The organism is Nocardioides litoris, assembly GCF_006346315.1.
Classification (GTDB): Bacteria; Actinomycetota; Actinomycetes; order Propionibacteriales; family Nocardioidaceae; genus Nocardioides; species Nocardioides litoris.
On the sequence record NZ_VDMR01000010.1, the window covers coordinates 52,086 to 72,244 of the forward strand.

Genomic DNA, 20,159 nt, shown 5'->3' on the forward strand with positions numbered 1-20,159 from the left:
GCGACCGGACGGGCCTCGTTCACCCCCACCGTGGAGGTCGAGCCCGGCCGCCACTGCCACAGTGGGGCGATGACCCTCGCGACCTGGCACGGCCTCGTGATCGAGGCGCACGACGTCGACGCACAGTCGAGGTTCTGGGCCGACGTGCTCGGCCTCGTCGTGGCCGGGCCGGTCGAGGACCGCCGGCTGGAGGGGGAGACCCCGCGGCACACCGTCCGGGTCGTCGAGACCGACCGGCCGCACGAGCCCAAGACCGCCAAGAACCGCGTCCACCCCGACCTCGACTGCGGCTCCGTCGAGGAGGTCGTGGCGCACGGCGGCCGGGTGCTGGCGCCGGCGGAGGAGACCGGGTTCGCCTGGACCACGATGCACGACCCCGAGGGCAACGAGCTGTGCGCGTTCGCCCGCCCGGGGCGGTCGCTGCCGGCGTACCGGCTGCACGGGCTCGGCATCGACTGCGTCGACCCCGGGGCCCAGGCGGCCTGGTGGGGCGAGGTGCTCGGCGTCGAGGTCGAGCACCAGCGCGGTGACCACGGCGACGAGTGGTGGACGCTGACCGGCGCCGCCGTCGACGCCCGGATGACCCTCGACTTCAACGCCGTGCCCGAGCCCCGCACCGAGCGCAGCCGGGTCCGCTGGAACGTGGTGGGCGACGTCGACGCGCTGCTCTCCCGCGGCGCCACCCGGCTCGCCGACGGGCTGCTCGCCGACCCCGAGGGCAACCCGTTCGGGGTTGTGCCGTCGCGGATGCTCGGGGCATGAGCGAGCAGATCGCGGCCGTGGCGGCCGTCGTCCCGTCCCCCGGCAGCCCCGCCGTCCTGGCCGACGTGCAGGTCGACCGACCCGTCGCGGGCGAGCACGACCTGCTCGTCGAGGTGCGGGCGGTCTCCGTCAACCCCGTCGACCTCAAGGTCCGCGCCGGTCACACCGAGGGCGAGCGCGTCCTCGGGTACGACGCCGCGGGCGTGGTCGTCGAGGTCGGACCGGCCGTGACGCTGTTCGCGCCCGGCGACGAGGTCTTCTACGCCGGCAGCATCGGCCGGCCCGGCACCGACGCCGCGCTGCACGCCGTCGACGAGCGCATCGTCGCCCGCCGGCCCGCGTCGCTGTCGTGGGCCGAGGCGGCCTCGCTGCCGCTGGTCTCGATCACGGCCTGGGAGGGCCTGTTCGACAAGCTCAGGCTGACCGCGGAGAGCCGCGGGACCCTCCTCGTCGTCGGCGCGACCGGCGGCGTCGGGGCGCTGGTGCTGCAGCTGGCCGACGCGCTGCTGCCCGGCGTGCGCGTCGTGGCGACGGCCTCGGCGGCCAACGCGGAGCAGGCCCGCGCCTGGGGTGCCGAGGCGACGGTCGACCACCACGCCGACGGGGGCGACCTGCAGCCGCAGCTGGCCGAGGCCGCGCCCGACGGCGTCGACTGGGTCTTCACCTCCCGCGTCGAGGGCGAGGGCCAGCTCGCGCTGTACGAGGAGGTCCTCAACCCGTTCGGCGAGATCGTGGCCATCGACGACCCCGAGGAGCTCGACGTCGCGTTCCTCAAGCCGAAGTCGATCTCCTTCCACTGGGAGCTGATGTTCACCCGCCCACTGGCCGGCGGCGACGCCCAGCTGCCCCAGCACCACCTGCTCACGCGGGTCGCCGCGCTCGTCGACGACGGCCGCGTCACCGCGCCCGTCGCCGAGGAGCTGGCGCCCCTCGACGCGGCCACCCTGGAGCGGGCGCACGAGCTCGTGCGGGGCGGCCGGGTCGTCGGGAAGGTCGTGGTCGCGGCCGGTCCCACGGCTGGTTGACTGGCGCCATGCCGTCCCCGCTCGACCTCACCGCCGACGCCGTCAGCCTGACCCGGCAGCTCGTCGACATCGAGTCCGTCAGCCACCACGAGCAGGCCATCGCCGACGTCGTCGAGCAGGCCCTCGTCGCGCTGCCCCACCTCACCGTCACCCGGCGCGGGCACACCGTGGTCGCCCGCACCGACCTCGGTCGCGGCGAGCGGGTGGTCATCGCCGGGCACCTCGACACCGTGCCGGTCAACGACAACCTGCCCAGCCGCCTGGACGAGGAGACCGGCCTGCTCCACGGCCTCGGCACGTGCGACATGAAGGGCGGCGACGCGGTCATCCTGCGCCTGGCCGCGACCGTGCCCGAGCCGGTGCGCGACGTGACCTACGTGCTCTACGAGGCCGAGGAGGTCGACGCGGAGTTCAACGGGCTCCACAAGCTCTCCCAGAGCGACCCCGACCTGCTCGAGGCCGACTTCGCCATCCTCATGGAGCCCAGCGACGCGGTGGTCGAGGCCGGCTGCCAGGGCACGCTGCGCGTCGAGGTGCGCACCCACGGCGAGCGCGCCCACTCCGCCCGGTCGTGGCGCGGGGTCAACGCGATCCACGGCGCCGCCGACGTGCTGGCCCGGCTCACCGCCTACGAGGCCCGGCGCCCGGTCATCGACGGCCTCGAGTACCACGAGGGCCTCAACGCCGTCGCGGTCCGCGGCGGCGTCGCGGGCAACGTCATCCCTGACGAGTGCGTCGTCGAGGTCAACTTCCGCTTCGCCCCCGACCGCAGCGAGGCCGACGCCGAGGCCTTCGTCCGCGCGTTCTTCACCGGGTACGACGTCACGCTCACCGACACCTCGCCCGGTGCCCTCCCGGGACTCGACCGGCCGGCCGCGAAGGCGTTCGTCGAGGCCGTCGGCGGGGTCGTGAACCCGAAGTTCGGCTGGACGGACGTCGCCCGCTTCACCGTCCTCGGCGTCCCCGCGGTCAACTTCGGCCCCGGCGACCCGATGCTGGCCCACAAGCAGGAGGAGCACGTGCCCGTCGCCCAGGTGGAGCACTGCGAGCGCACGCTGCGCGCCTGGCTGACGGGCGAGACGGGCGAGACGGGGGAGGGCGCCTGATGGTCCGCGCGACCCGCACCGGCGCCGCCCTCGACATGGGCCAGGGCGCCGGCACCACCGCCGACCAGCGGCTGCTCGACCGGCGCCGCAAGCTCGACACCAACACCGACTTCTGGCGGGTGCTGCGCATCCAGGCCGAGTTCGTCGAGGGTTTCGGCGCCCTGGCCGAGCTGGGGCCGGCGGTCTGCGCGTTCGGCTCGGCCCGCACCTCGACCGACGACCCGGCGTACGCCATGGGTGTCGAGCTGGGGCGCAAGCTCGTCGAGGCCGGGTTCGCCGTCATGACCGGCGGCGGTCCCGGCGCGATGGAGGCCGCCAACAAGGGCGCCCAGGAGGCCGGCGGCCTCAGCGTCGGCCTCGGCATCGAGCTGCCCTTCGAGGCCGGCCTCAACCCCTACGTCGACCTCGGCCTGAACTTCCGCTACTTCTTCGTCCGCAAGACGATGTTCGTGAAGTACACCCAGGGCTTCGTCGTCCTCCCCGGCGGCCTCGGCACCCTCGACGAGCTGTTCGAGGCGCTCACGCTCGCCCAGACCCAGAAGGTCACCGCCTTCCCGGTGGTCCTGCTCGGCACGGCGTACTGGTCGGGGCTGATGGACTGGCTGCGCGAGACCGTGCTCGCCGGCGGCATGATCTCGGCCGCCGACCTCGACCGGATCGTGGTCACCGACGACGTCGACGAGGCGGTGGCGCTCATGGCCGCGGCCCGCGAGGCGGCCTCGTGACCTGGTTCCTCGCCGTCGTCGTGGTGCTGCTGATGGGCGGCATCGCCCTGGTCGCGGCCGGGTTCGGCCAACCCATGGTCGAGGAGCACGACGACCGTCCCGACGCCCTCGTCCCGGCCGAGGGCCCGCTCGCGGCCGACGACCTGCGACGGGTGCGCTTCTCCCTGGGCTTCCGGGGCTACCGCATGTCGGAGGTCGACGCCCTGCTGTCCCGGTTGGCCGCCCAGCTCGAGGCCCAGCCCGGGGCCCAGCCCGGGGAGGCCCTGCGTCCCGCGCCGGAGAGCCGCGGGGACACCGGCCCCGGGGCCTGACACACTCACCCGCGTGTCGCCCGTCATCGTCTACGTGCTCACCGCGCTGGCCGCGGTGGTCGTCGTGCTGACCCGGCTGCGGCTGCGCCGCGAGCGTGCCGGCGCCGGCCGGGTGACGATCGCGCGCGGCCCGGTCGCCGTGCACACCGTCGCCGGCACCCTCGCGCTGCTCCTGTGGGTCGCGTTCCTGCTCACCGGCGACGTCGTCTCCGAGAACACCTCCACCCTGCTCGGCATCCTCGCCCTCGTGCTGTGGTGGGTGGTCGCGCTGGCGGGGCTGATGCTGCTGCTGCGCTGGCTGCCCGCCCGCGGCCGGCACGCCTCCGGCGCCGTCGAGGACTCCTGGTCCTCCGGGCCTGGCCTGTCGCTGCTCGGCCACGTCGGCATGGTCGCCGGCGTCCTCGTCTTCACCTACGCCTACCTCGTCAAGGCGGTCTGAGGTGGGCGCCCGGCGTACGACGTCCGCGCTGGTGGTGCTGCTGGGGCTGCTCGCGCCGCTGCTGGCGGTGGTGGCGGCGCCGGCGCCGGCCTCGGCCGACGCCTGGTTCAGCCGGGAGGTCTACGGCCGCTCGGTCGACGGCCGCCCGCTCGTGGCCTTCCACCTCGCGAGCCCCGAGGTCGCCACGCGTCGCGAGACCGTCGTGCTGTTCTCCACGATGCACGGCAACGAGCCCGACACCCGGCACGCCCTGCGCGCCCTGGTCGACGGGCCGCAGGTCATCGGCCTCGACCTGTGGGTCGTGCCGGTCTACAACCCCGACGGCCTCGCCGCCGGCACCCGCCGCAACGCCCGCGGCGTCGACCTCAACCGCAACTTCCCCCACGCCTGGGCTGACCTCGACGGCAGCTACGAGTCCGGCCGTGGACCCGCCTCGGAGCCCGAGACCCGCGCAACCATGCGCTTCCTGCGCCGCGTCGACCCCGACTGGGTGCTGAGCTTCCACCAGCCGCTGCTCGGTGTCGACACCGACACCAAGCGGCCGGCGTTCGCCCGTCGCGTCGCGCGCACCCTCGGCCTGCCCACCCGCACCCTCGACTGCGGCGGCACCTGCCACGGCACCATGACGGGGTGGTTCAACGCCCACTTCGACGGCGCCGCCCTCACCGTCGAGTACGGCGCCCGTCCCTCGCGCCGGCACCTGACCCGGACGGTGCCCGACCTTGTGCTGCGGGTCTTCGGCGCCGGCCGCGGCCAGGTCGGTGCCGACCGCGCGGGGTTCTGACCCGCCTCGTGCTCGCTGCTGGCAGATTTTCCGGTTAAGCGGAGGATCTCCCACTCCTGGTGGGTAGTTCCGTCTCAGAGGTGGCAGTTTCTCCGGTTAAGCGGAGGATCTCCCACTCCTGGTGGGTAGTTCCGTCTCAGAAGTGGCAGTTTCTCCGCTTAACCGGAGAATTTGCCGCCCGGGTCTCGGCATCCAGCGCCAGCCCGCTACCGCCCCTCGAAGCTCGGCTTCTCCTTGGCCACGAACGCCGCGACGGCGGCCTCGTGGTCGGCGGTGGCGCCGGTCTTGGTCATCATGGCGCTCTCGAGCTCCAGCGCCTCCTCGAGCGTCGCGCCCGCGGCGTACGACACCGAGCGGCGCATGGCGCCCAGCGCCACGGTGGGACCGGTCGCCAGCTTGGTGGCCATCGCCGAGACCACGGCGGTCAGCTCGTCGGCGGGCACGACCTGCGTCGCGAGGCCGAGCTCGAGCGCCTCGGCTGCGGGGACGGTGCGCGGGAAGTAGAGCAGCTCCATCGCCTTGGCCCGGCCCACGAGCATCGGCAGGTGGTAGGAGGCGCCGGTGTCGCAGGACAGCGCGACGTTGGCAAAGGCCAGGTTGAACCCGGCGGTGTCGGCCACGATGCGCAGGTCGCAGGCGAAGGCGAGCGAGGCCCCGGCGCCGGCCGCGATCCCGTTGACCGCCGCCAGGACCGGCTTCTCCATGCGGGCGAGCGCGGTGACGATCGGGTTGTAGTGGTCGTCGACCGTGGTGAAGAGCTGGTCGCTGCCCCCGTTGCGGAGCAGCTGCACGTGCTCCTTGAGGTCCTGGCCGGTGCAGAAGGCCCGGCCGGTGCCGGTCAGCACGACGCACCGCGCCGCGGGGTCGTCGGCGACCGCGCGGACGGTCTCGAGCAGCAGCTCCTTGGTCGCCACGTCGAGGCTGTTCATGGCGTCGGGACGGTTGAACGTGATGGTGGCGACCCCGTCGGTGAGGTCGAGGAGCACGGGCGCGTCGGTCATGCCAGAGGAGTCTGCCACCCGCGGGCCACCGTGCCCCGGGGCGTGTGGAGCGAGGTGCGTGCGGACGACCTGGGCGATGAGGGATAATGGAGATCACATGAGCCACGGAGCGGCGCCCTGCCGCCCGGGCTCCGGCGCGACGACGGAAGAGGTGCCGCATGGCGGCGATGAAGCCCCGGACCGGGGACGGCCCGCTGGAGGTCACCAAGGAGGGTCGCGGCATCGTGATGCGCGTGCCCCTCGAAGGTGGTGGCCGCCTCGTGGTGGAGCTCAACGCGGAGGAGGCCGCAGCCCTCGGCGACGCCCTCCACGCCGTCGTCGGGTGACCCGGGCCACCGTTCCGCCCCCTACGCTGCCGGCCCAGGCCTCGCCGCCGGAGGTCGCGCTCACCGATCACCCCGTCCACGCCCTCGCGGGCGTCGAGGTGGTCGCGCTCCCGGTGCTGCCCGCGTCCGGGGACGACGAGCACGCCGCCCCGTTGCTCGGGCCCGGCGCGGCCGAGGTCGGTGACGCCCTCGGGCTCGACCTGGTCGCCGCCGCCGAGGCCGGCCGGGCCACCGGCGAGGTCGGCCAGGTCGTGACCCTGCCGGTGCCCCTCGGGGGTCCCGACCAGCCCGACCTGCGCCTCGTGCTGCTCGTCGGGGTCGGCGCGGCCGGCCCCACCGAGCTGCGCCGGGCCGCGGCCGCGGTCGCCCGCGCCACGCGCGGGCGCTCCGCCGTCGCGACCACGCTGACAGGGCTCCACGACGATGCTCTCGAGGCGGTCGTCGGAGGGCTGGTGCTCGGCTCGTTCACCTTCTCCTGGCGCCAGGGCGCGGCCGACGTGGTGCCGGTCGAGCGCGTGGTGCTGTCGGTCCCGTCCGGTGCCGCCGGCCCGGACGCCCAGGCCGCTCTGCAGCGCGCGGTCGCCGCCGCCGGCGCCAGCTGGCGCGCCCGCGCCCTGGCCACCGTGCCCTCCAACCTGAAGAACCCCGCCTGGCTGGCCGACCAGGCCCGCCAGGTCGCCGAGGAGGCCGGGCTCGGCTACCGCGTGTGGGACGACGACGAGCTGCGGGCCGGTGGGTTCGGCGGCATCGTCGGCGTCGGCCAGGGCTCGGCCACGCCGCCGCGCCTGGTGCGCCTCGACTACACCCCGCGCAAGGCGTCGCGTCGGGTGCCGACGGTGGTGCTGGTCGGCAAGGGCATCACCTTCGACTCCGGCGGCATCTCCATCAAGCCCGCCCAGGGCATGACCACCATGAAGCGCGACATGACCGGCGGTGGCGTCGTCATCGCCACCATGGCCGCGCTGGCCGCGGTCGGCTGCCCGGTCAAGGTCGTGGGCCTCGTGCCCGCCGCCGAGAACGCCGTCTCGGGCTCCGCGATGCGTCCCGGCGACGTGCTGCGCCACTACGGAGGCCGCACCACCGAGGTCACCAACACCGACGCCGAGGGCCGCCTGGTCCTGGGCGACGCCTTGGCCTACGCCGTCGCCGAGCTCGCGCCCGCCGCGATCGTCGACGTCGCCACGCTCACCGGCGGCGTGAAGGTCGCGCTGGGCCAGCAGGTCGGCGGGCTCTTCGCCAGCGACGACGCCCTGGCCGCCTCGCTGCTCGCCGCCGGCGAGCACGCCGGCGAGCCGCTGTGGCGGCTGCCGCTGTGGTCGGGCTACGAGGACAAGCTGGCCTCCAAGGTCGCCGACGCCGACAACGGTGCCTCCGGGCCGGCGGCGATCATGGCGGCACTGTTCCTCAAGGCGTTCGTCGGTGACGTGCCGTGGGCCCACCTCGACATCGCCTCCGTCGGTGACTCGCCGGAGGACAAGCACGAGTGGACGCTGGGCCCCACCGGCTACGGCGTCCGCGCGCTGCTGGCCTGGCTCGGGTCGCCCGACCCGCTCGCCGGCGTCGGCTCGTGAGGTCGCTGACCATCCGCTGGTCGCTCGCCGACGCCCCCGCCGGCGTCGAGGACGAGCTGGCGTCGTACGTCGAGGAGACCTCGCACGCCCGCTTCACCGGCATGGCGGGCCTGCGCTACAAGGTCTGGCGGGTGCGCCCCGGTGAGTGGTTCGAGGGCTTCTACGTCTTCGCGACCGACGATGCGCGTGCGGAGTTCGAGCGCGCCTTCCGCGAGACCGCGTCCGAGGCCCCCGGCACCCGCATCGTCGGTGCCGAGCCCGTGCTCGTCGAGGCCTCCGAGGTCGTCGCCGTCGCCGAGGGCTGGGACGGCTTCGCGCCCTCGGCCCGCGCCTGACCGCGCCCGACCGCGCAGGCAGGCAGGCAGGCTCAGCGCTTCTGCGCGACCAGCAGCCCGTCGCCGACGGGGAGGAGCAGCGGCACCAGGCCTTCGTGCTCGGCGACAGCGGTGAGCAGGTCGCGCACGGCGACGGTCTCGGGGTCGCGCTGGGCGGGGTCGGCGACCCGGTCGTGCCACAGCGCGTTGTCGAACGCCACGACGCCGCCGGGGCGCAGCAGGCGCAGGGCCTCGGTGAGGTAGGCGGCGTACTCGGTCTTGTCGCCGTCGGCGAAGACGAGGTCGTAGTGGCCGTCGGTCAGGCGGGGGAGGACGTCGAGGGCGGCGCCGGGGATGGTGCGCACCCGCTGGGCGGGGACGCCCGCCTCGGTGAAGGTCTCGCGGGCCAGCCGCTGGTGCTCGGCCTCGAGGTCGACGGTGGTCAGGACGCCGTCGGCGGCCATGCCGCGCAGCATCCACAGGCCGGAGACGCCGGTGCCGGTGCCGATCTCGACGACCGCGCGGGCCTCGAGGACCGCGGCCAGGAACCGCAGGGTCGCGCCGCCGCCGCTGCCGATCGCGACGACCCCGACCTCGTGCGCCCGCTCGCGGGCGGCCGCCAGCACCTCGTCCTCGCCGACGTAGGTCTCGGCGTAGGTCCAGCTGCTGGCGGCGACCGGCGCCGTGGGCGTGCTCATGGCGGCACGCTATCGCCCGCGACGTACGCCGACCGGCCACCGCGCCCGGGAACCCCGGCCGCACCCCGCACGTTGCACGGGTCGAGGGCGCTCACAGGGAACCCTCAGCCGTGACCCCTACCGTGAGGGGCCAGACAGCGGAGGAAGCAGTGCGCCGAGCGAGGAGTGCCGTGAGCGAGGGGACCCATCCCGGGGACCAGCCGCCCCAGGAGGGCGTGCCGACCTGGGACGAGATCGTCGAGCGCCACTCCGACCGCGTCTACCGCCTGGCCTACCGCCTGACCGGCAACCGCCCCGACGCCGAGGACCTCACCCAGGAGGTCTTCGTGCGCGTCTTCCGGTCGCTGTCGTCCTACACGCCCGGCACCTTCGAGGGCTGGCTGCACCGCATCACCACCAACCTCTTCCTCGACCAGGCCCGCCGCAAGCAGCGCATCCGCTTCGACGCCCTGTCCGACGAGCGCGCCGACCGGCTCTCGAGCCCGGCCCCGGCGCCCGACTCGGCCTACGTCGACCGCACGTTCGACGACGACGTCGAGCGCGCGCTGGCCACGCTGCCGCCCGACTTCCGGGTGGCGGTCGTGCTGTGCGACGTCGAGGGCCTGACCTACGAGGAGATCGCGGAGATCCTCGGCGCCAAGCTCGGCACCGTGCGCTCGCGCATCCACCGCGGCCGCGCCATGCTCCGCACGGCGCTGGCGCACCGCGCCCCGACCGACGGCCGCGCGCGCTACTCCGGCCCCGCCCCCGGGCACCACGGCCCCACCGAGACGGTCGGGAGGGGGCGCGGATGACCCACCTCGGACGCAAGGTCAGCGACCTCCTCGACGGCCAGCTCTCGCCCGCCGAGACCGAGGCCGCCTGGGCCCACGTGCACGTCTGCCACGCCTGCCGTGACGACGTCGAGCGCGAGGGCTGGGTCAAGACCCAGCTCGTCGCCCTGGCCCACGACCCCGGCCCGGCCGCCTGCTCGGCTCCTGACGGGCTCAAGGGGGCGCTGCTCGGCCTGCCGCCCGAACGGCTGCTCGGTCCCTGCGACGACCTGCGCCACCGGGCCCGTCCGCGGGTGCGCGGCGGGGTCGCCGGCATCGCCGCGCTCGGCGGGGGTGCGGCCGGAGCGGCCGTCATGGGCGTGCTCGCCCTCGGCCCGGCCCCCGCGGCCGACCTGCCCTCACCCGCCGACCGCCGGCAGCAGCCGGTCACCCAGCAGGCGCCCCAGCCCGCGTTCCGTGGTCCGGTGCCGGTCCGCCGCGGGACGACGCCGTAGACACCTGCGGTCGGGTGGCGCGCGGTGACCACCCGCGGGGGATGATGTGCCGGTGAACGAGGAGCACCGTGACCCCGAGCCCGGGACGGACGGCCACGACGCCGCCACCGCGGGCCCCGGGGCCGACGACGCCGGGTCGACCCAGCCGCTGCACCTCGGCGGCGTCCGCGACGCCGACGACCCCGACCGGGTCGAGACCGAGCCGGTCGCCGCGCGCCCCGACCCGTTGACCGACCCGCTGGACGACGGCGCCGACTCCTGGGGCGAACCGGCCACGGAGCGGCCCGCGCCGTCGTACGTCGAGCCGGGCCAGCCCGCGACCTCGTCGACCTCGTCCTCCTCGTCCCCCGCGCCCGCTCCGCCCCCGGCTCCCGGCGCGCCCCCGGCGCCGAGCGCGGGCTGGGCGCCGCCGTCGGGCCCGCTACCCACCGCGCCGCTGCAGCCGTGGTCCGACCTGTCCCGCGCGCCCTTCCCCGCCGCGCCGGCGGCGACGTCGCACGGCCATCGCGGCGGCAGCCGGGTCTCGGGCTGGGTCTGGCCGGTCGCGGCGGTCATCGCGCTGGTCGTCGGCCTGCTCGGCGGCGTCGCGGGCAGCGTGGTCTACAACCGCACCTCCGACGGCGCCCCCAGCGCCTACGAGGGGCTCTCCGACGACGACATCGTGGAGCTCCCCCCGGTCACCGAGGGCGGCATCTCCGCCGTGGCCGAGGCCGTGCTGCCGAGCACGGTGCAGATCCTCGCCGAGCTCGGCGGCCAGGCCGACGGCGCCACGGGTTCTGGGTTCGTCGTCGACACCCAGGGCCACGTCGTGACCAACAACCACGTGGTCGCCGGCGCCGCCGAGGACGACGGGCCCGTGCGGGTCGTCGACCAGGAGGGCAACACCTTCGACGCCGAGATCGTCGGCCGCAGCCCGGTCTACGACATCGCGGTCCTCAAGATCCCCGACGACGCTGGCCTCGAGCCCGCGGCGCTCGGCCGTTCCGAGGGTCTGCGCGTCGGCGACGGCGTCGTGGCCATCGGCTCGCCGCTCGGCCTGAGCTCCACGGTCACCGCCGGCATCGTCAGCGCCCTCAACCGCCCCGTCACCACCGGCCGCAGCGGCGACGAGTCGTCCTACATCAACGCCGTGCAGACCGACGCCGCCATCAACCCCGGCAACTCCGGTGGCCCCCTGGTCAACCTCCGCGGCCAGGTCGTGGGCGTCAACTCCGCCATCGCCACCAGCGGCGGTGCCACCAACGGAGAGGCCGGCAACATCGGCGTCGGCTTCGCCATCCCGGTCGAGCAGGTGCGCATCACCACCGACCAGATCCTCAAGACCGGCGAGGCGCGCTACCCCGTCATCGGGGCCCAGGTGGGTGGACCCGACAGCCAGGACGTCGCCGGTGCCTACCTCGACGACGTGCTGGCCGACACCCCGGCCGAGCGCGCCGGCCTGGAGGACGGCGACGTGGTGACCGAGGTGGAGGGCCGCCGCGTCACCGACGGCATCTCGCTCATCGTGAGCATCCGCAGCTACCAGCCGGGCGAGCGGGTCGAGTTCACCTACCTGCGCAACGGGCAGGAGCGCACGACCGAGGTCGAGCTCGACTCCGAGGTCGGCTGAGAGCCGACCCGTCGTCGGTCCACGACAGGTCAGTCGACCTCGACGCCCGTGCCGTCCTCGACGAACGGGTGGTCGTCGACGAACGCCTTGGTGTCGCGGTAGGCCCGGGCGATGTACTCCTCGAGCTTGGACGCCTCGACGCGCCACTGGCCGCGGCCGCCGATCTTGATGGCCTCGAGCTCGCCGCGGCGCACCATCGCGTAGACCTGCGCGCTCGAGGTGTTGAGCACCTCGGCGACGTCGGCGAGGGTGAGGAAGCGCGGGGCACCGGCCATGGCGCCATCGTCGCACCCCCGACGCCCCCGGGGGTGCACCCGGTCCCGTCCCTGTGGAGAGACAGGTGACCCGGGACCGGGGTCGAGGTGATGATGTGCCCGTGCCACGAGATCTCGGAGCTCCCGCACCGGTGCCCCCCGCCGTCCGCGCCACCCGACCCGGCTGGCGCGACCCGCGCCTGTGGGTCGGCGTCGCCATCGTCGCCGCGTCGGTGCTCGTCGGCAGCCGGGTGCTCGCCTCGGCCGACGACACCGTCCAGGTCTGGGCCGTCGCGGCCGACGTGCAGCCCGGGCAGCAGCTCACCGAGGACGACCTCGAGGCGCGCCGGCTGCGGTTCGCCGACGCCGACGACCTCGGCCGCTACCTGGAGGTCGGCGAGGACCTGCCCGCCGAGCTGGTCGTCGCCCGACCGCTCGGCGCCGGCGAGCTGCTCCCGCGCTCGGCCCTCGGCGAGGCCGACGACGAGACGACGGTGACCCTGTCGCTCGGGGTGGCGCCGCTGCTCGTGCCCACCGACGTCACGGCCGGGTCGGTCGTCGACGTCTACGTCACCGCCGACGAGGTGGACGGCGCTGGCCCAGGTGCCGGTGCGGGTGGAGGCACCGGCGGGGGAGCCGAGCCGCGCGACCCCGGCGATCCCGTGCTCGACGACGTCCGGGTGGTCTCCGCCCCGCCGGCCGACCAGACCGTCTCGCCCGGCGGCGAGCGCCAGGTCGAGCTGGCCGTCCCCCGCGAGCAGGTCGGCGCCTACTACGCGCTGGTCGGCACCCTGACCACGCCCGTGGTCTCGCTGGTGCAGGAGAGCTGATGATCGTCGTCCTGGTGGTGGCCGCCGGGGCGGCCTGGGAGTCCCGCGCCCTGGAGGTCCTCGGCGACCACCCCGCCACCGTCGTGCTCAAGCGGTGCGTCGACGTCGACGACCTGCTCGCCGCGGCGTCGTCCGGCCAGGCGCAGGCCGCCGTGGTGGGGCTCGAGGCGCGGGGCCTCGACGCGCCGGCCGTGGCGCGACTGGCCGACCACGGCGTCTGGCCGGTCGCGGTGGTGCCCGACGACCAGGTCGAGGGTGCGACCGCCCGGGCCGGCCGCATCGGGGTGCGCGCGGTCGTGCCCGTCTCGGGCCTCGACGGCCTGCCCGACGCGGTCCAGGCCGCCGGGCTCGGCCCGCGCCCCACCGCCCCGCCGCCCGGGTACGCCGACGCCGACCCCACCCAGGCCGGCCCGACCGCCCCGCAGCCCGGCGGCCGGGTGCTGGCGGTCTGGGGCCCCGCCGGCGCCCCCGGGCGCAGCACGGTCGCGGCGTCCGTCGCGGCCGAGCTGGCCCGGGCCGGTCGGCGTACGGTGCTGGTCGACGCCGACCCCTACGGCGGGTCGATCGGCCAGCAGCTCGGCGTGATGGACGAGGTGTCCGGCCTGCTCGCCGCGGCGCGGCTGGCCACGGCGGGCCAGCTGGAGGAGCGGTTCGCCTCGGTGCAGCGCGGCCTCGACGCCCGGCTGTCGGTGGTCACCGGGCTCCCGCGTCCCGACCGGTGGACCGAGGTCCGGGCAGGCACGGTGGAGCACCTGCTCGAGCTCGGCCGTGCGACCGGGGAGGTCGTCGTCGACACCGGGTTCAGCCTGGAGGGCGACCCCGTGGGCGAGCTGTCCGGCCGCGGCCGCAACCAGCTGACCCTGGGGGCGCTCGAGGTGGCCGACCAGGTGCTCGTCGTCGGCGCCGCCGACCCCGTCGGCCTGGCCCGACTGGCCCGCGGCCTGGTCGACCTGCGCGAGGTCGTCGGTCCCGCGCCCGTGCAGGTCGTCGTCAACCGGATGCGCCCGAGCCTGGGCTGGTCGGAGAAGGACGTCGCCGGCATGGTCTCGGGGTTCACGCGCCTCGCCGGCCTGCACTTCCTGCCCGACGACCGCGCCGCCGTCGACCGGGCGATCGTCGCGGGGCGGACGCTCGTCGAGTCCGGCGAGGGCCCGTTGACCAAGGCGGTCGCGGGGCTGGTGGCGGCGCTGCGGGCTCCGGCCTAGCTCCTCGTCCTCGTGGCTGGTGTGGGCGGCCGTGGGTGGGTCGGGTGGCCGCGCGCGTGGCAGGCCGCGTCTCGGCGTCAAGGACGCCTGCGGCGCCGCTGCTTCGCTTCCTTGACCCCGAGCCTCGCGCGGCCCGCCTGTCTGCGCGCTGTCGGCGACGCCTCGTGTCCCGTGCCCGGCGCGCCTCCGCTGGCGCGGCCACCCGCCCCACCAGTCACACGTGACCCGACCGCTCCACTCCTGACGGGGATCTCCCGCTCCTGGTCGGTAATTACCCACCAGAAGTGGGAGATCGGCAGCAGGAGTCAGGGGCGGCCGCGCCAGCGGCGGCGCGGGCGGAGCCCGTGCCGTTGAGCGCGCCGTCAGTCGATCGGGCGAGGCTCCGGGTCCAGGACCGCGAAGCGGCCGGCGGAGCCGGCGCGAGCGCAGCGAGCGTCCTTGACGCGGAGACCCGATCGACTACGCGCGCGGCCGCCCACACCAGCCACAGGAGCAGCGGTCAGCTCGAGAACAGCAGCAGCAACCCACCGCTGGTGAACCCGACCATCGCGATCAGCAACGGGATCTGCCCGGTGAGCTGGTGGCGGCGGGGGAGGAGCTGCAGGGCCCGGTCGTGCGCGGCGGTCGCCGCGACGACGTGGCCGGCGACGACGGCGCCGACCTTGATGGTCGCCAGCAGGGTCGGGTGGTAGGAGAGCCAGACCAGGTCGGGGAGGTCGGCGGTGCCGAAGTAGTTGGCGCCGGTGCTGAAGGGGTCGCTGGCGTAGGCCAGGGTGCGGGAGCCGACCTCGAGGAAGTAGCTCAGGTAGTGCGCGACGACGTAGCCGACGATGATCGGCACGATGCTGTGGGCGAGCAGGTCGGGCAGGGCGCGGCGCGGGGTGTCGGGGCCGACGCCGGTCAGCACGCAGCCGAGGGCGAAGATCGCCGTGGCACCGGCGCAGAAGGCGAGCAGGGCGAGGTTGGTCAGCAGGTAGCCGCTGACCTCGGTGCCCTGCAGGAACTTCACCCAGGTCGGCGACTCCCCGAAGGAGTCGAAGCCGGTGCTGCCGAAGAGCACGCCGACCACGCCCACGAGGCCGGGGGCGACGCGGGTGGTGGCGAGGTTGGCCAGCGGGCTGAGCACGACGACGCGGTCCTCGTGCCGGCCCCAGACCGAGAGCTTGCCGACGAGGGTGGAGTAGACCTCGAACGGGTCGGCGTGCTCGAAGAAGGCGTGGCCGAACAGCGCCCCGCCGACGAGCATGACGGCGACGTACACCGCGAACCACAGCCGCACCGGGCTGAGCTCGGTGGAGGAGGGGAAGACCAGCTCGAGCCAGACGAAGGCGAGCAGGCCGAACGCGGCCGGCCAGTAGCCGAGGCGGGCCGGGTAGCGGTAGAGGCCCTCGCGCGGGTCGCTGCCCGAGAGCCGCGCGAAGAGCGCGTTGATGGTGCGGACCGGGCTGATGGTGCGCCAGAACGGGCCGAGCAGCAGCGACATCGGCACGATGCCGACCCAGAGCCAGACGTAGACGATGCCGAAGAACGGGTTGATGACGGTGTCCTCACCGGCCACCGAGACCACGACGGTGAAGAGGAACAGCACCATGCCGAAGACCCGGCCCACGACCAGCAGCACGCCGCGGTCGACGAGGGACTGGACCCACGCCGGGGCCGGGCGGCCGGGGGCCTCGTCGCCGGCCGCGGCGTACCGGGGCTTGCGCCAGGCCGCGGCGAGGACGGTGAAGGAGACGACGAGGGCGGCGACCGCGCCGGAGACGGCGAGGCCGAGGGAGATGGGCAGGTCCTGCTGACCGCCGATGCCGTGGGCCTGCAGGTCACCCACGAGCGGCGAGACCGGGGAGATCACCGGGTCACTTCACCTCGAGCGAGACGACCGGCCCCTCGAACGGCTCGTGCAGCTCGATCTCGACGACCCCCGCCCGGTCGAACTGCAGCTTGACCGGGTCGTTGGTGCCGGGCTCGAAGTCCGCCGTGGTCTCGGGCGAGGAGTGCACGTGCAGCTCGCCGGCCTCGTCGGAGGTCACCACGATGTCGACCGGCTGGCCGCGGTCGACCTCGATCCGCTCGCCGGCCGGCTCGCCCCCGACGGTGACCGTGTCGCCCTGGACGTCGACGTCGATGGTCTCGACCTCGGTGCTCCCGCCGCCTCCGTCGCCGCACGCGGTCGTGAGGGCGAGGACGGCAAGGCAGGCGGCGGCGAGGCGCGGGCCACGGCGGATCACGGTGGGTCCCTTCGGGGTGAGGACGACGGTCCGGACGGGATGCTCGGGTGAGGCCCGTCCTCTGCGAGAATCCCACGGACGGACAAGCGGGCGGACGTGGCCCTCCGTCGTGGACGCGGTCGGGGGCTGGCCGTGGCGAGAAGGGACATGGGGATGAGCGAGCGGCTCCGGGCGCGCGACCTGGCCTTCCTGACCACCGAGACGGCCAACGCGCCCCGGCACAACGCGACGGTGGAGATCCTGGAGCCGGGGGAGTCCGGCTTCGACTTCGAGCGGCTCGTGGCCCTGGTGGCCGACCGCATCGCGTTCGTCCCCCGCTACCGCCAGCGCCTGGCGCAGGTGCCCGGTGGGCTGGCCACGCCGGTGTGGGTCGACGACGACCACTTCGACCTCGACTACCACGTACGCCGCTCGGCGCTGCCCCGCCCCGGGAGCGACGACCAGCTGCGCGAGCTGGTCTCGCGCATCGTCTCCCGCCGCCTCGACCGCAGCCGGCCGCTGTGGGAGATCTACGTCGTCGAGGGCCTCGAGGGCGACCGGGTCGCGCTGCTGTCCAAGAGCCACCAGGCCCTGGTCGACGGCGTCCACACCGTCGACCTCGGCCAGCTGCTCCTCGACATGAGCCCCGAGCCGAAGGACCTCGAGCCCGACGACTGGCGCCCGCGCCCGGCGCCGTCGGCCGCCGGCCTCGTCGCCGGCGCCGTGGTGGAGTCGGTGACCTCGCCCCGCACCGTCGTCGAGACCGCCTCGGTCGCGGCCGAGTCGGCCCGCCGCACGGTCGGTGGGGTCGGGCGACGGGCCAAGGCGGTCAGCGGCGCCCTGCTGAGCCGTGGCCCGGCCCGCGGACCCGTGGTCGGCCCGCTCTCCCAGCACCGCCGGGTCGTCACCCTCGAGACCTGCCTGAAGGACTTCCGCACGATCCGCGAGGCCCACGGCGGCACGGTCAACGACGTCATCCTGGCCGTGGTGACCGGCGGCCTGCGGGCCTGGCTGATGACCCGGGCCGAGTCCCTCGGCGGCAGCCGCGAGCTGCGCGCCGTCGTCCCCGTCTCCGTCATCGACCGCGAGCTCGAGGCCACCTCGCTGGGCAGCCAGATCGCCGCCCACTACGTCGAGCTGCCGGTGGGCGAGCCGAGCCCGCTCGTGCGGCTGCACCAGGTCTCCTACTCCTTCCAGGCCCACGCCGACACAGGCCGCAGCGTCGCCGCCAACCGGCTCGCCGGCATCGCCGGCTTCGCGCCGACGACGTTCCACGCCATCGGCTCGCGGGTCGCGGCGCAGGAGCTGCGCCGCGGCTACCACCTCAGCGTCACCAACGTCCCCGGCCCGCAGTCGCCGCTGTACGCCGCCGGGGCCCGCATGGTCGCCACCTACCCCGTCCCCCCGCTGCACGAGGGCCACCCGCTGGCCATCGGCGTGACGTCGTACGACGGCGGGGTGTTCTTCGGCGTCACCGCCGACCGCGACGCGCTGCCCGACGCCGACCTGCTCGGCACCTGCCTGCGCGAGGCCCTCGAGGAGCTGCTGGCCACGACCACGGCCGCCCGGGCCCCGCGCGGGCGCCGTCGGCCCCGGGTGGCCAAGAAGCCTGCGGGCCAGGGCAGCCGCGGCGGCCAGGACTCCGAGTGACCCGCCTCTACGTGCCGCTCACCCTCGACGGCCTCCGCGACGCCTGGGCCGCCGGCGAGCTCGTGCCCGGCGACGACGTGGTCGTCGCCGAGAGCGACGACGAGGAGGCCGAGTACGACGCGCTGATGACCGCCGCCGACGCCTCGGCCGAGCGGCTGGCCGGTGCCGGGCGTCGGGTCGTCGTGGTGGCCGAGGTCAGCGAGGCCGAGGCCGAGCGGGTCCTGGGTCCAGGCGCTGGCGCAGCAGGCGGCGGCGTACCTCTGCGGCGAGTGGTCGCGGTGCACGCCGACCCGCGTGAGCGGCCCGCCGACGCCGACCCCGACGACGACCTCGCGTGGTACGCCACGCAGGAGGTCTCCGACCTCCTCGGCTGACCCACGGCCGGCTGCTGCCGGCTCGGAACCGGGCGTCGGCCTCAGTAGGGTCGCGGGCATGGACGCAGTGACCCACCCCCCGGCTCCCACCAACGAGCCGAACCTGACCTACGCGCCGGGCACCCCCGAACGGGACGCCCTGCTCGCGCAGATCGCCGAGCTCGAGAGCACCCAGCGCACGTTCCCCGCCGTCGTGGGCGGCGAGCGCCGCGAGGGCAGCGGCGCCGACGTCGCCGTGGTGCAGCCGCACGACCACCAGCACGTGCTCGGCACGCTCCGCAACGCCTCGACCGCCGACACCGAGGCCGCGATCGCGGCCGCCCGCGACGCCGCCCCCGACTGGCGCTCGCTGCCCTTCGACGAGCGGGCGGCGGTGCTGCTCAAGGCGGCCGACCTGCTGGCGGGCCCGTGGCGCCAGCGCCTCAACGCCGCCACCGTGCTGGGGCAGTCCAAGACGGCGTTCCAGGCCGAGATCGACGCCGCCTGCGAGCTCATCGACTTCTGGCGCTTCAACGTCCACTACGCCCGCCAGGTGCTGGCCGACCAGCCGATCGCCAACAGCCCTGGCGTGTGGAACCGCACCGACCACCGCCCGCTCGAGGGCTTCGTCTACGCGATCACGCCGTTCAACTTCACCGCCATCGCGGGCAACCTGCCCACCGCTCCCGCGCTGATGGGCAACACGGTGCTGTGGAAGCCGAGCCCCACCCAGCAGCTCGCCGCGTCGCTGACGATGGAGCTGCTGGAGGAGGCCGGGATGCCGCCCGGGGTGATCAACATGCTCCCCGGCGACGGCCTCGACGTCTCGCAGGTCGCGCTGGCCAGCCCTGACCTGGCCGGCATCCACTTCACCGGCTCCACGCCGACGTTCCAGCACCTGTGGCGCACGGTCGGCGACAACATCGCCTCCTACCGCTCCTACCCGCGCGTCGTCGGGGAGACCGGCGGCAAGGACTTCATCGTCGCCCACCCCTCCGCCGACCCCGACGTGCTGCGGGTGGCGATGATCCGCGGCGCGTTCGAGTTCCAGGGCCAGAAGTGCTCGGCCGCGTCCCGGGCCTACGTGCCGCGCAGCCTGTGGGCCAAGATCGGCGACCTGCTCGTGGCCGAGGTCGAGGCGCTCTCGATGGGCGACCCGACCGACCTGTCCCACTTCATGGGCGCGGTCATCGACGGCCGCGCGTTCGCCAAGCACGAGGAGGCGATCGCCCGGGCGAGGTCGACCGACGGCCTCGAGGTCGTCGCCGGCGGCCAGACCGACGACTCCCAGGGCTTCTTCGTGCGGCCGACGGTCGTGGTCGGCGGCGACCCGACCGACGAGGTGTTCACGACCGAGTACTTCGGCCCGATCCTCGCCGTCCACGTGTACGACGACGCCGACTTCGAGTCCGTCGTGCGCCAGATGGAGTCGATCGCGCCGTACGCGCTGACGGGCGCCGTGCTGGCCCGCGACCGCAAGGTCATCGCCTGGGCGAGCGAGGAGCTGCGCTTCGCGGCCGGCAACTTCTACGTCAACGACAAGCCGACCGGCGCAGTCGTGGGGCAGCAGCCCTTCGGCGGCGGCCGGGCCTCGGGCACCAACGACAAGGCCGGCGCCGCGGTCAACCTGCTGCGCTGGACCTCGCCGCGCTCGATCAAGGAGACGTTCGTCCCGCCGACCGACCACCGCTACCCCTACATGGGCTGAGCGGACGGTCCCCC

General features: G+C 74.8%; 23 protein-coding genes. 18 read left to right on the forward strand and 5 right to left on the reverse strand.

Annotated features, from left to right (window positions below; all coding sequences use genetic code 11):
- The first annotated feature begins 69 nt into the window (after positions 1-69).
- From FJQ57_RS21260 to FJQ57_RS21290, 7 genes are read left to right on the forward strand one after another with little or no spacing between them, the layout of a single operon-like run.
- Positions 70-762 carry a VOC family protein gene (locus FJQ57_RS21260; RefSeq protein ID WP_139984260.1) on the forward strand — a complete coding sequence of 231 codons (693 nt, stop codon included), beginning with the start codon at positions 70-72 and terminating at the stop codon, positions 760-762.
- Positions 759-1,787, forward strand: coding sequence for a zinc-binding alcohol dehydrogenase family protein (locus FJQ57_RS21265; protein ID WP_139984262.1), 1,029 nt, complete (start codon positions 759-761; stop codon positions 1,785-1,787). The genes FJQ57_RS21260 and FJQ57_RS21265 overlap by 4 nt, the downstream gene beginning before the upstream one ends.
- Positions 1,788-1,795: 8 nt before the next feature.
- Positions 1,796-2,893 (forward strand): succinyl-diaminopimelate desuccinylase, encoded by a 1,098-nt coding sequence (gene dapE / locus FJQ57_RS21270; RefSeq protein WP_139984263.1) that lies wholly within the window; start codon positions 1,796-1,798, stop codon positions 2,891-2,893.
- Entirely contained in the window at positions 2,893-3,618 is a 726-nt protein-coding gene (locus FJQ57_RS21275; RefSeq protein WP_139984265.1) for an LOG family protein, read from the forward strand. Before dapE ends, FJQ57_RS21275 begins: the two co-directional genes overlap by 1 nt.
- Entirely contained in the window at positions 3,615-3,929 is a 315-nt protein-coding gene (locus FJQ57_RS21280) for a DivIVA domain-containing protein (protein WP_246081959.1), read from the forward strand. The genes FJQ57_RS21275 and FJQ57_RS21280 overlap by 4 nt, the downstream gene beginning before the upstream one ends.
- A gap of 13 nt (positions 3,930-3,942) precedes the next feature.
- On the forward strand, positions 3,943-4,368 hold the full coding sequence (locus tag FJQ57_RS21285) for a hypothetical protein (RefSeq protein WP_139984267.1): 426 nt from the start codon (positions 3,943-3,945) through the stop codon (positions 4,366-4,368).
- Position 4,369: 1 nt separating this feature from the next.
- A complete protein-coding gene (locus FJQ57_RS21290; RefSeq protein WP_139984269.1) occupies positions 4,370-5,152 on the forward strand; it encodes a M14 family zinc carboxypeptidase in 783 nt (260 codons plus the stop codon).
- A gap of 206 nt (positions 5,153-5,358) precedes the next feature.
- Here the strand turns inward: FJQ57_RS21290 and FJQ57_RS21295 are convergent, their stop codons facing one another.
- Complete coding sequence (locus tag FJQ57_RS21295) at positions 5,359-6,153, reverse strand: enoyl-CoA hydratase/isomerase family protein (protein WP_139984271.1); 795 nt, start codon at positions 6,151-6,153, stop codon at positions 5,359-5,361.
- A 158-nt stretch (positions 6,154-6,311) separates the two neighbouring features.
- Between FJQ57_RS21295 and FJQ57_RS21300 the strand changes: the two genes are divergently transcribed.
- From FJQ57_RS21300 to FJQ57_RS21310, 3 genes are read left to right on the forward strand one after another with little or no spacing between them, the layout of a single operon-like run.
- Positions 6,312-6,479, forward strand: a complete 168-nt coding sequence (locus FJQ57_RS21300) for a DUF3117 domain-containing protein (protein WP_139984273.1) — start codon at positions 6,312-6,314, stop codon at positions 6,477-6,479.
- Positions 6,476-8,050: a leucyl aminopeptidase family protein gene (locus FJQ57_RS21305; RefSeq protein ID WP_211349292.1), complete on the forward strand. Its 1,575-nt coding sequence runs from the start codon at positions 6,476-6,478 to the stop codon at positions 8,048-8,050. The genes FJQ57_RS21300 and FJQ57_RS21305 overlap by 4 nt, the downstream gene beginning before the upstream one ends.
- Positions 8,047-8,385: a hypothetical protein gene (locus FJQ57_RS21310; RefSeq protein ID WP_139984275.1), complete on the forward strand. Its 339-nt coding sequence runs from the start codon at positions 8,047-8,049 to the stop codon at positions 8,383-8,385. Before FJQ57_RS21305 ends, FJQ57_RS21310 begins: the two co-directional genes overlap by 4 nt.
- A 32-nt stretch (positions 8,386-8,417) precedes the next feature.
- On the opposite strand, the gene FJQ57_RS21315 is transcribed toward FJQ57_RS21310, so the two are convergent.
- Positions 8,418-9,062, reverse strand: a complete 645-nt coding sequence (locus FJQ57_RS21315; RefSeq protein WP_139984277.1) for an O-methyltransferase — start codon at positions 9,060-9,062, stop codon at positions 8,418-8,420.
- 149 nt (positions 9,063-9,211) lie between these two features.
- Here FJQ57_RS21315 and sigE point away from each other — a divergent pair, with 149 nt between their 5' ends.
- From sigE to FJQ57_RS21330, 3 genes are read left to right on the forward strand one after another with little or no spacing between them, the layout of a single operon-like run.
- Positions 9,212-9,856, forward strand: a complete 645-nt coding sequence (gene sigE / locus FJQ57_RS21320; protein ID WP_139984279.1) for an RNA polymerase sigma factor SigE — start codon at positions 9,212-9,214, stop codon at positions 9,854-9,856.
- Positions 9,853-10,329, forward strand: coding sequence for a hypothetical protein (locus FJQ57_RS21325; RefSeq protein WP_139984281.1), 477 nt, complete (start codon positions 9,853-9,855; stop codon positions 10,327-10,329). Before sigE ends, FJQ57_RS21325 begins: the two co-directional genes overlap by 4 nt.
- A 52-nt stretch (positions 10,330-10,381) precedes the next feature.
- The gene (locus tag FJQ57_RS21330; RefSeq protein ID WP_139984283.1) at positions 10,382-11,938 is read left to right on the forward strand and encodes a S1C family serine protease; all 1,557 of its coding nucleotides are present in this window, start codon (positions 10,382-10,384) and stop codon (positions 11,936-11,938) included.
- A gap of 29 nt (positions 11,939-11,967) precedes the next feature.
- On the opposite strand, the gene FJQ57_RS21335 is transcribed toward FJQ57_RS21330, so the two are convergent.
- Complete coding sequence (locus tag FJQ57_RS21335) at positions 11,968-12,213, reverse strand: helix-turn-helix domain-containing protein (protein WP_139984285.1); 246 nt, start codon at positions 12,211-12,213, stop codon at positions 11,968-11,970.
- Positions 12,214-12,344: 131 nt separating this feature from the next.
- Between FJQ57_RS21335 and FJQ57_RS21340 the strand changes: the two genes are divergently transcribed.
- Entirely contained in the window at positions 12,345-13,022 is a 678-nt protein-coding gene (locus FJQ57_RS21340; protein ID WP_139984287.1) for a CpaB family protein, read from the forward strand.
- Positions 13,022-14,227, forward strand: a complete 1,206-nt coding sequence (locus FJQ57_RS22750) for a CpaE/TadZ family protein (protein WP_170219551.1) — start codon at positions 13,022-13,024, stop codon at positions 14,225-14,227. Before FJQ57_RS21340 ends, FJQ57_RS22750 begins: the two co-directional genes overlap by 1 nt.
- A gap of 499 nt (positions 14,228-14,726) precedes the next feature.
- Here FJQ57_RS22750 and FJQ57_RS21345 read toward each other — a convergent pair whose 3' ends face one another.
- Both FJQ57_RS21345 and FJQ57_RS21350 read right to left on the reverse strand, forming a co-directional pair.
- Positions 14,727-16,079: a hypothetical protein gene (locus tag FJQ57_RS21345; protein ID WP_139984289.1), complete on the reverse strand. Its 1,353-nt coding sequence runs from the start codon at positions 16,077-16,079 to the stop codon at positions 14,727-14,729.
- A 4-nt stretch (positions 16,080-16,083) separates the two neighbouring features.
- Entirely contained in the window at positions 16,084-16,455 is a 372-nt protein-coding gene (locus FJQ57_RS21350; RefSeq protein ID WP_139984291.1) for a hypothetical protein, read from the reverse strand.
- A 153-nt stretch (positions 16,456-16,608) separates the two neighbouring features.
- Here FJQ57_RS21350 and FJQ57_RS21355 point away from each other — a divergent pair, with 153 nt between their 5' ends.
- The 3 genes from FJQ57_RS21355 to pruA are packed head-to-tail and all read left to right on the forward strand — an operon-like array spanning position 16,609 to position 20,145.
- A complete protein-coding gene (locus tag FJQ57_RS21355; RefSeq protein ID WP_139984293.1) occupies positions 16,609-18,084 on the forward strand; it encodes a WS/DGAT/MGAT family O-acyltransferase in 1,476 nt (491 codons plus the stop codon).
- The gene (locus FJQ57_RS21360; protein WP_139984295.1) at positions 18,081-18,458 is read left to right on the forward strand and encodes a DUF6912 family protein; all 378 of its coding nucleotides are present in this window, start codon (positions 18,081-18,083) and stop codon (positions 18,456-18,458) included. The genes FJQ57_RS21355 and FJQ57_RS21360 overlap by 4 nt, the downstream gene beginning before the upstream one ends.
- 58 nt (positions 18,459-18,516) lie before the next feature.
- A complete protein-coding gene (gene pruA, locus FJQ57_RS21365) occupies positions 18,517-20,145 on the forward strand; it encodes an L-glutamate gamma-semialdehyde dehydrogenase (RefSeq protein WP_139984297.1) in 1,629 nt (542 codons plus the stop codon).
- The last annotated feature ends 14 nt before the right edge of the window (positions 20,146-20,159 follow it).

Coding starts and splice junctions, on each gene's coding strand:
- FJQ57_RS21355 (WP_139984293.1), top strand. CDS start 16,609: ATGAGCGAGCGGCTCCGGGCGCGCGACCTGGCCTTCCTGACCACCGAG.
- FJQ57_RS22750 (WP_170219551.1), top strand. CDS start 13,022: ATGATCGTCGTCCTGGTGGTGGCCGCCGGGGCGGCCTGGGAGTCCCGC.
- FJQ57_RS21295 (WP_139984271.1), bottom strand. CDS start 6,153: ATGACCGACGCGCCCGTGCTCCTCGACCTCACCGACGGGGTCGCCACC.
- FJQ57_RS21335 (WP_139984285.1), bottom strand. CDS start 12,213: ATGGCCGGTGCCCCGCGCTTCCTCACCCTCGCCGACGTCGCCGAGGTG.
- FJQ57_RS21325 (WP_139984281.1), top strand. CDS start 9,853: ATGACCCACCTCGGACGCAAGGTCAGCGACCTCCTCGACGGCCAGCTC.
- FJQ57_RS21300 (WP_139984273.1), top strand. CDS start 6,312: ATGGCGGCGATGAAGCCCCGGACCGGGGACGGCCCGCTGGAGGTCACC.
- FJQ57_RS21260 (WP_139984260.1), top strand. CDS start 70: ATGACCCTCGCGACCTGGCACGGCCTCGTGATCGAGGCGCACGACGTC.
- FJQ57_RS21315 (WP_139984277.1), bottom strand. CDS start 9,062: ATGAGCACGCCCACGGCGCCGGTCGCCGCCAGCAGCTGGACCTACGCC.
- dapE (WP_139984263.1), top strand. CDS start 1,796: ATGCCGTCCCCGCTCGACCTCACCGCCGACGCCGTCAGCCTGACCCGG.
- pruA (WP_139984297.1), top strand. CDS start 18,517: ATGGACGCAGTGACCCACCCCCCGGCTCCCACCAACGAGCCGAACCTG.
- FJQ57_RS21275 (WP_139984265.1), top strand. CDS start 2,893: ATGGTCCGCGCGACCCGCACCGGCGCCGCCCTCGACATGGGCCAGGGC.
- FJQ57_RS21265 (WP_139984262.1), top strand. CDS start 759: ATGAGCGAGCAGATCGCGGCCGTGGCGGCCGTCGTCCCGTCCCCCGGC.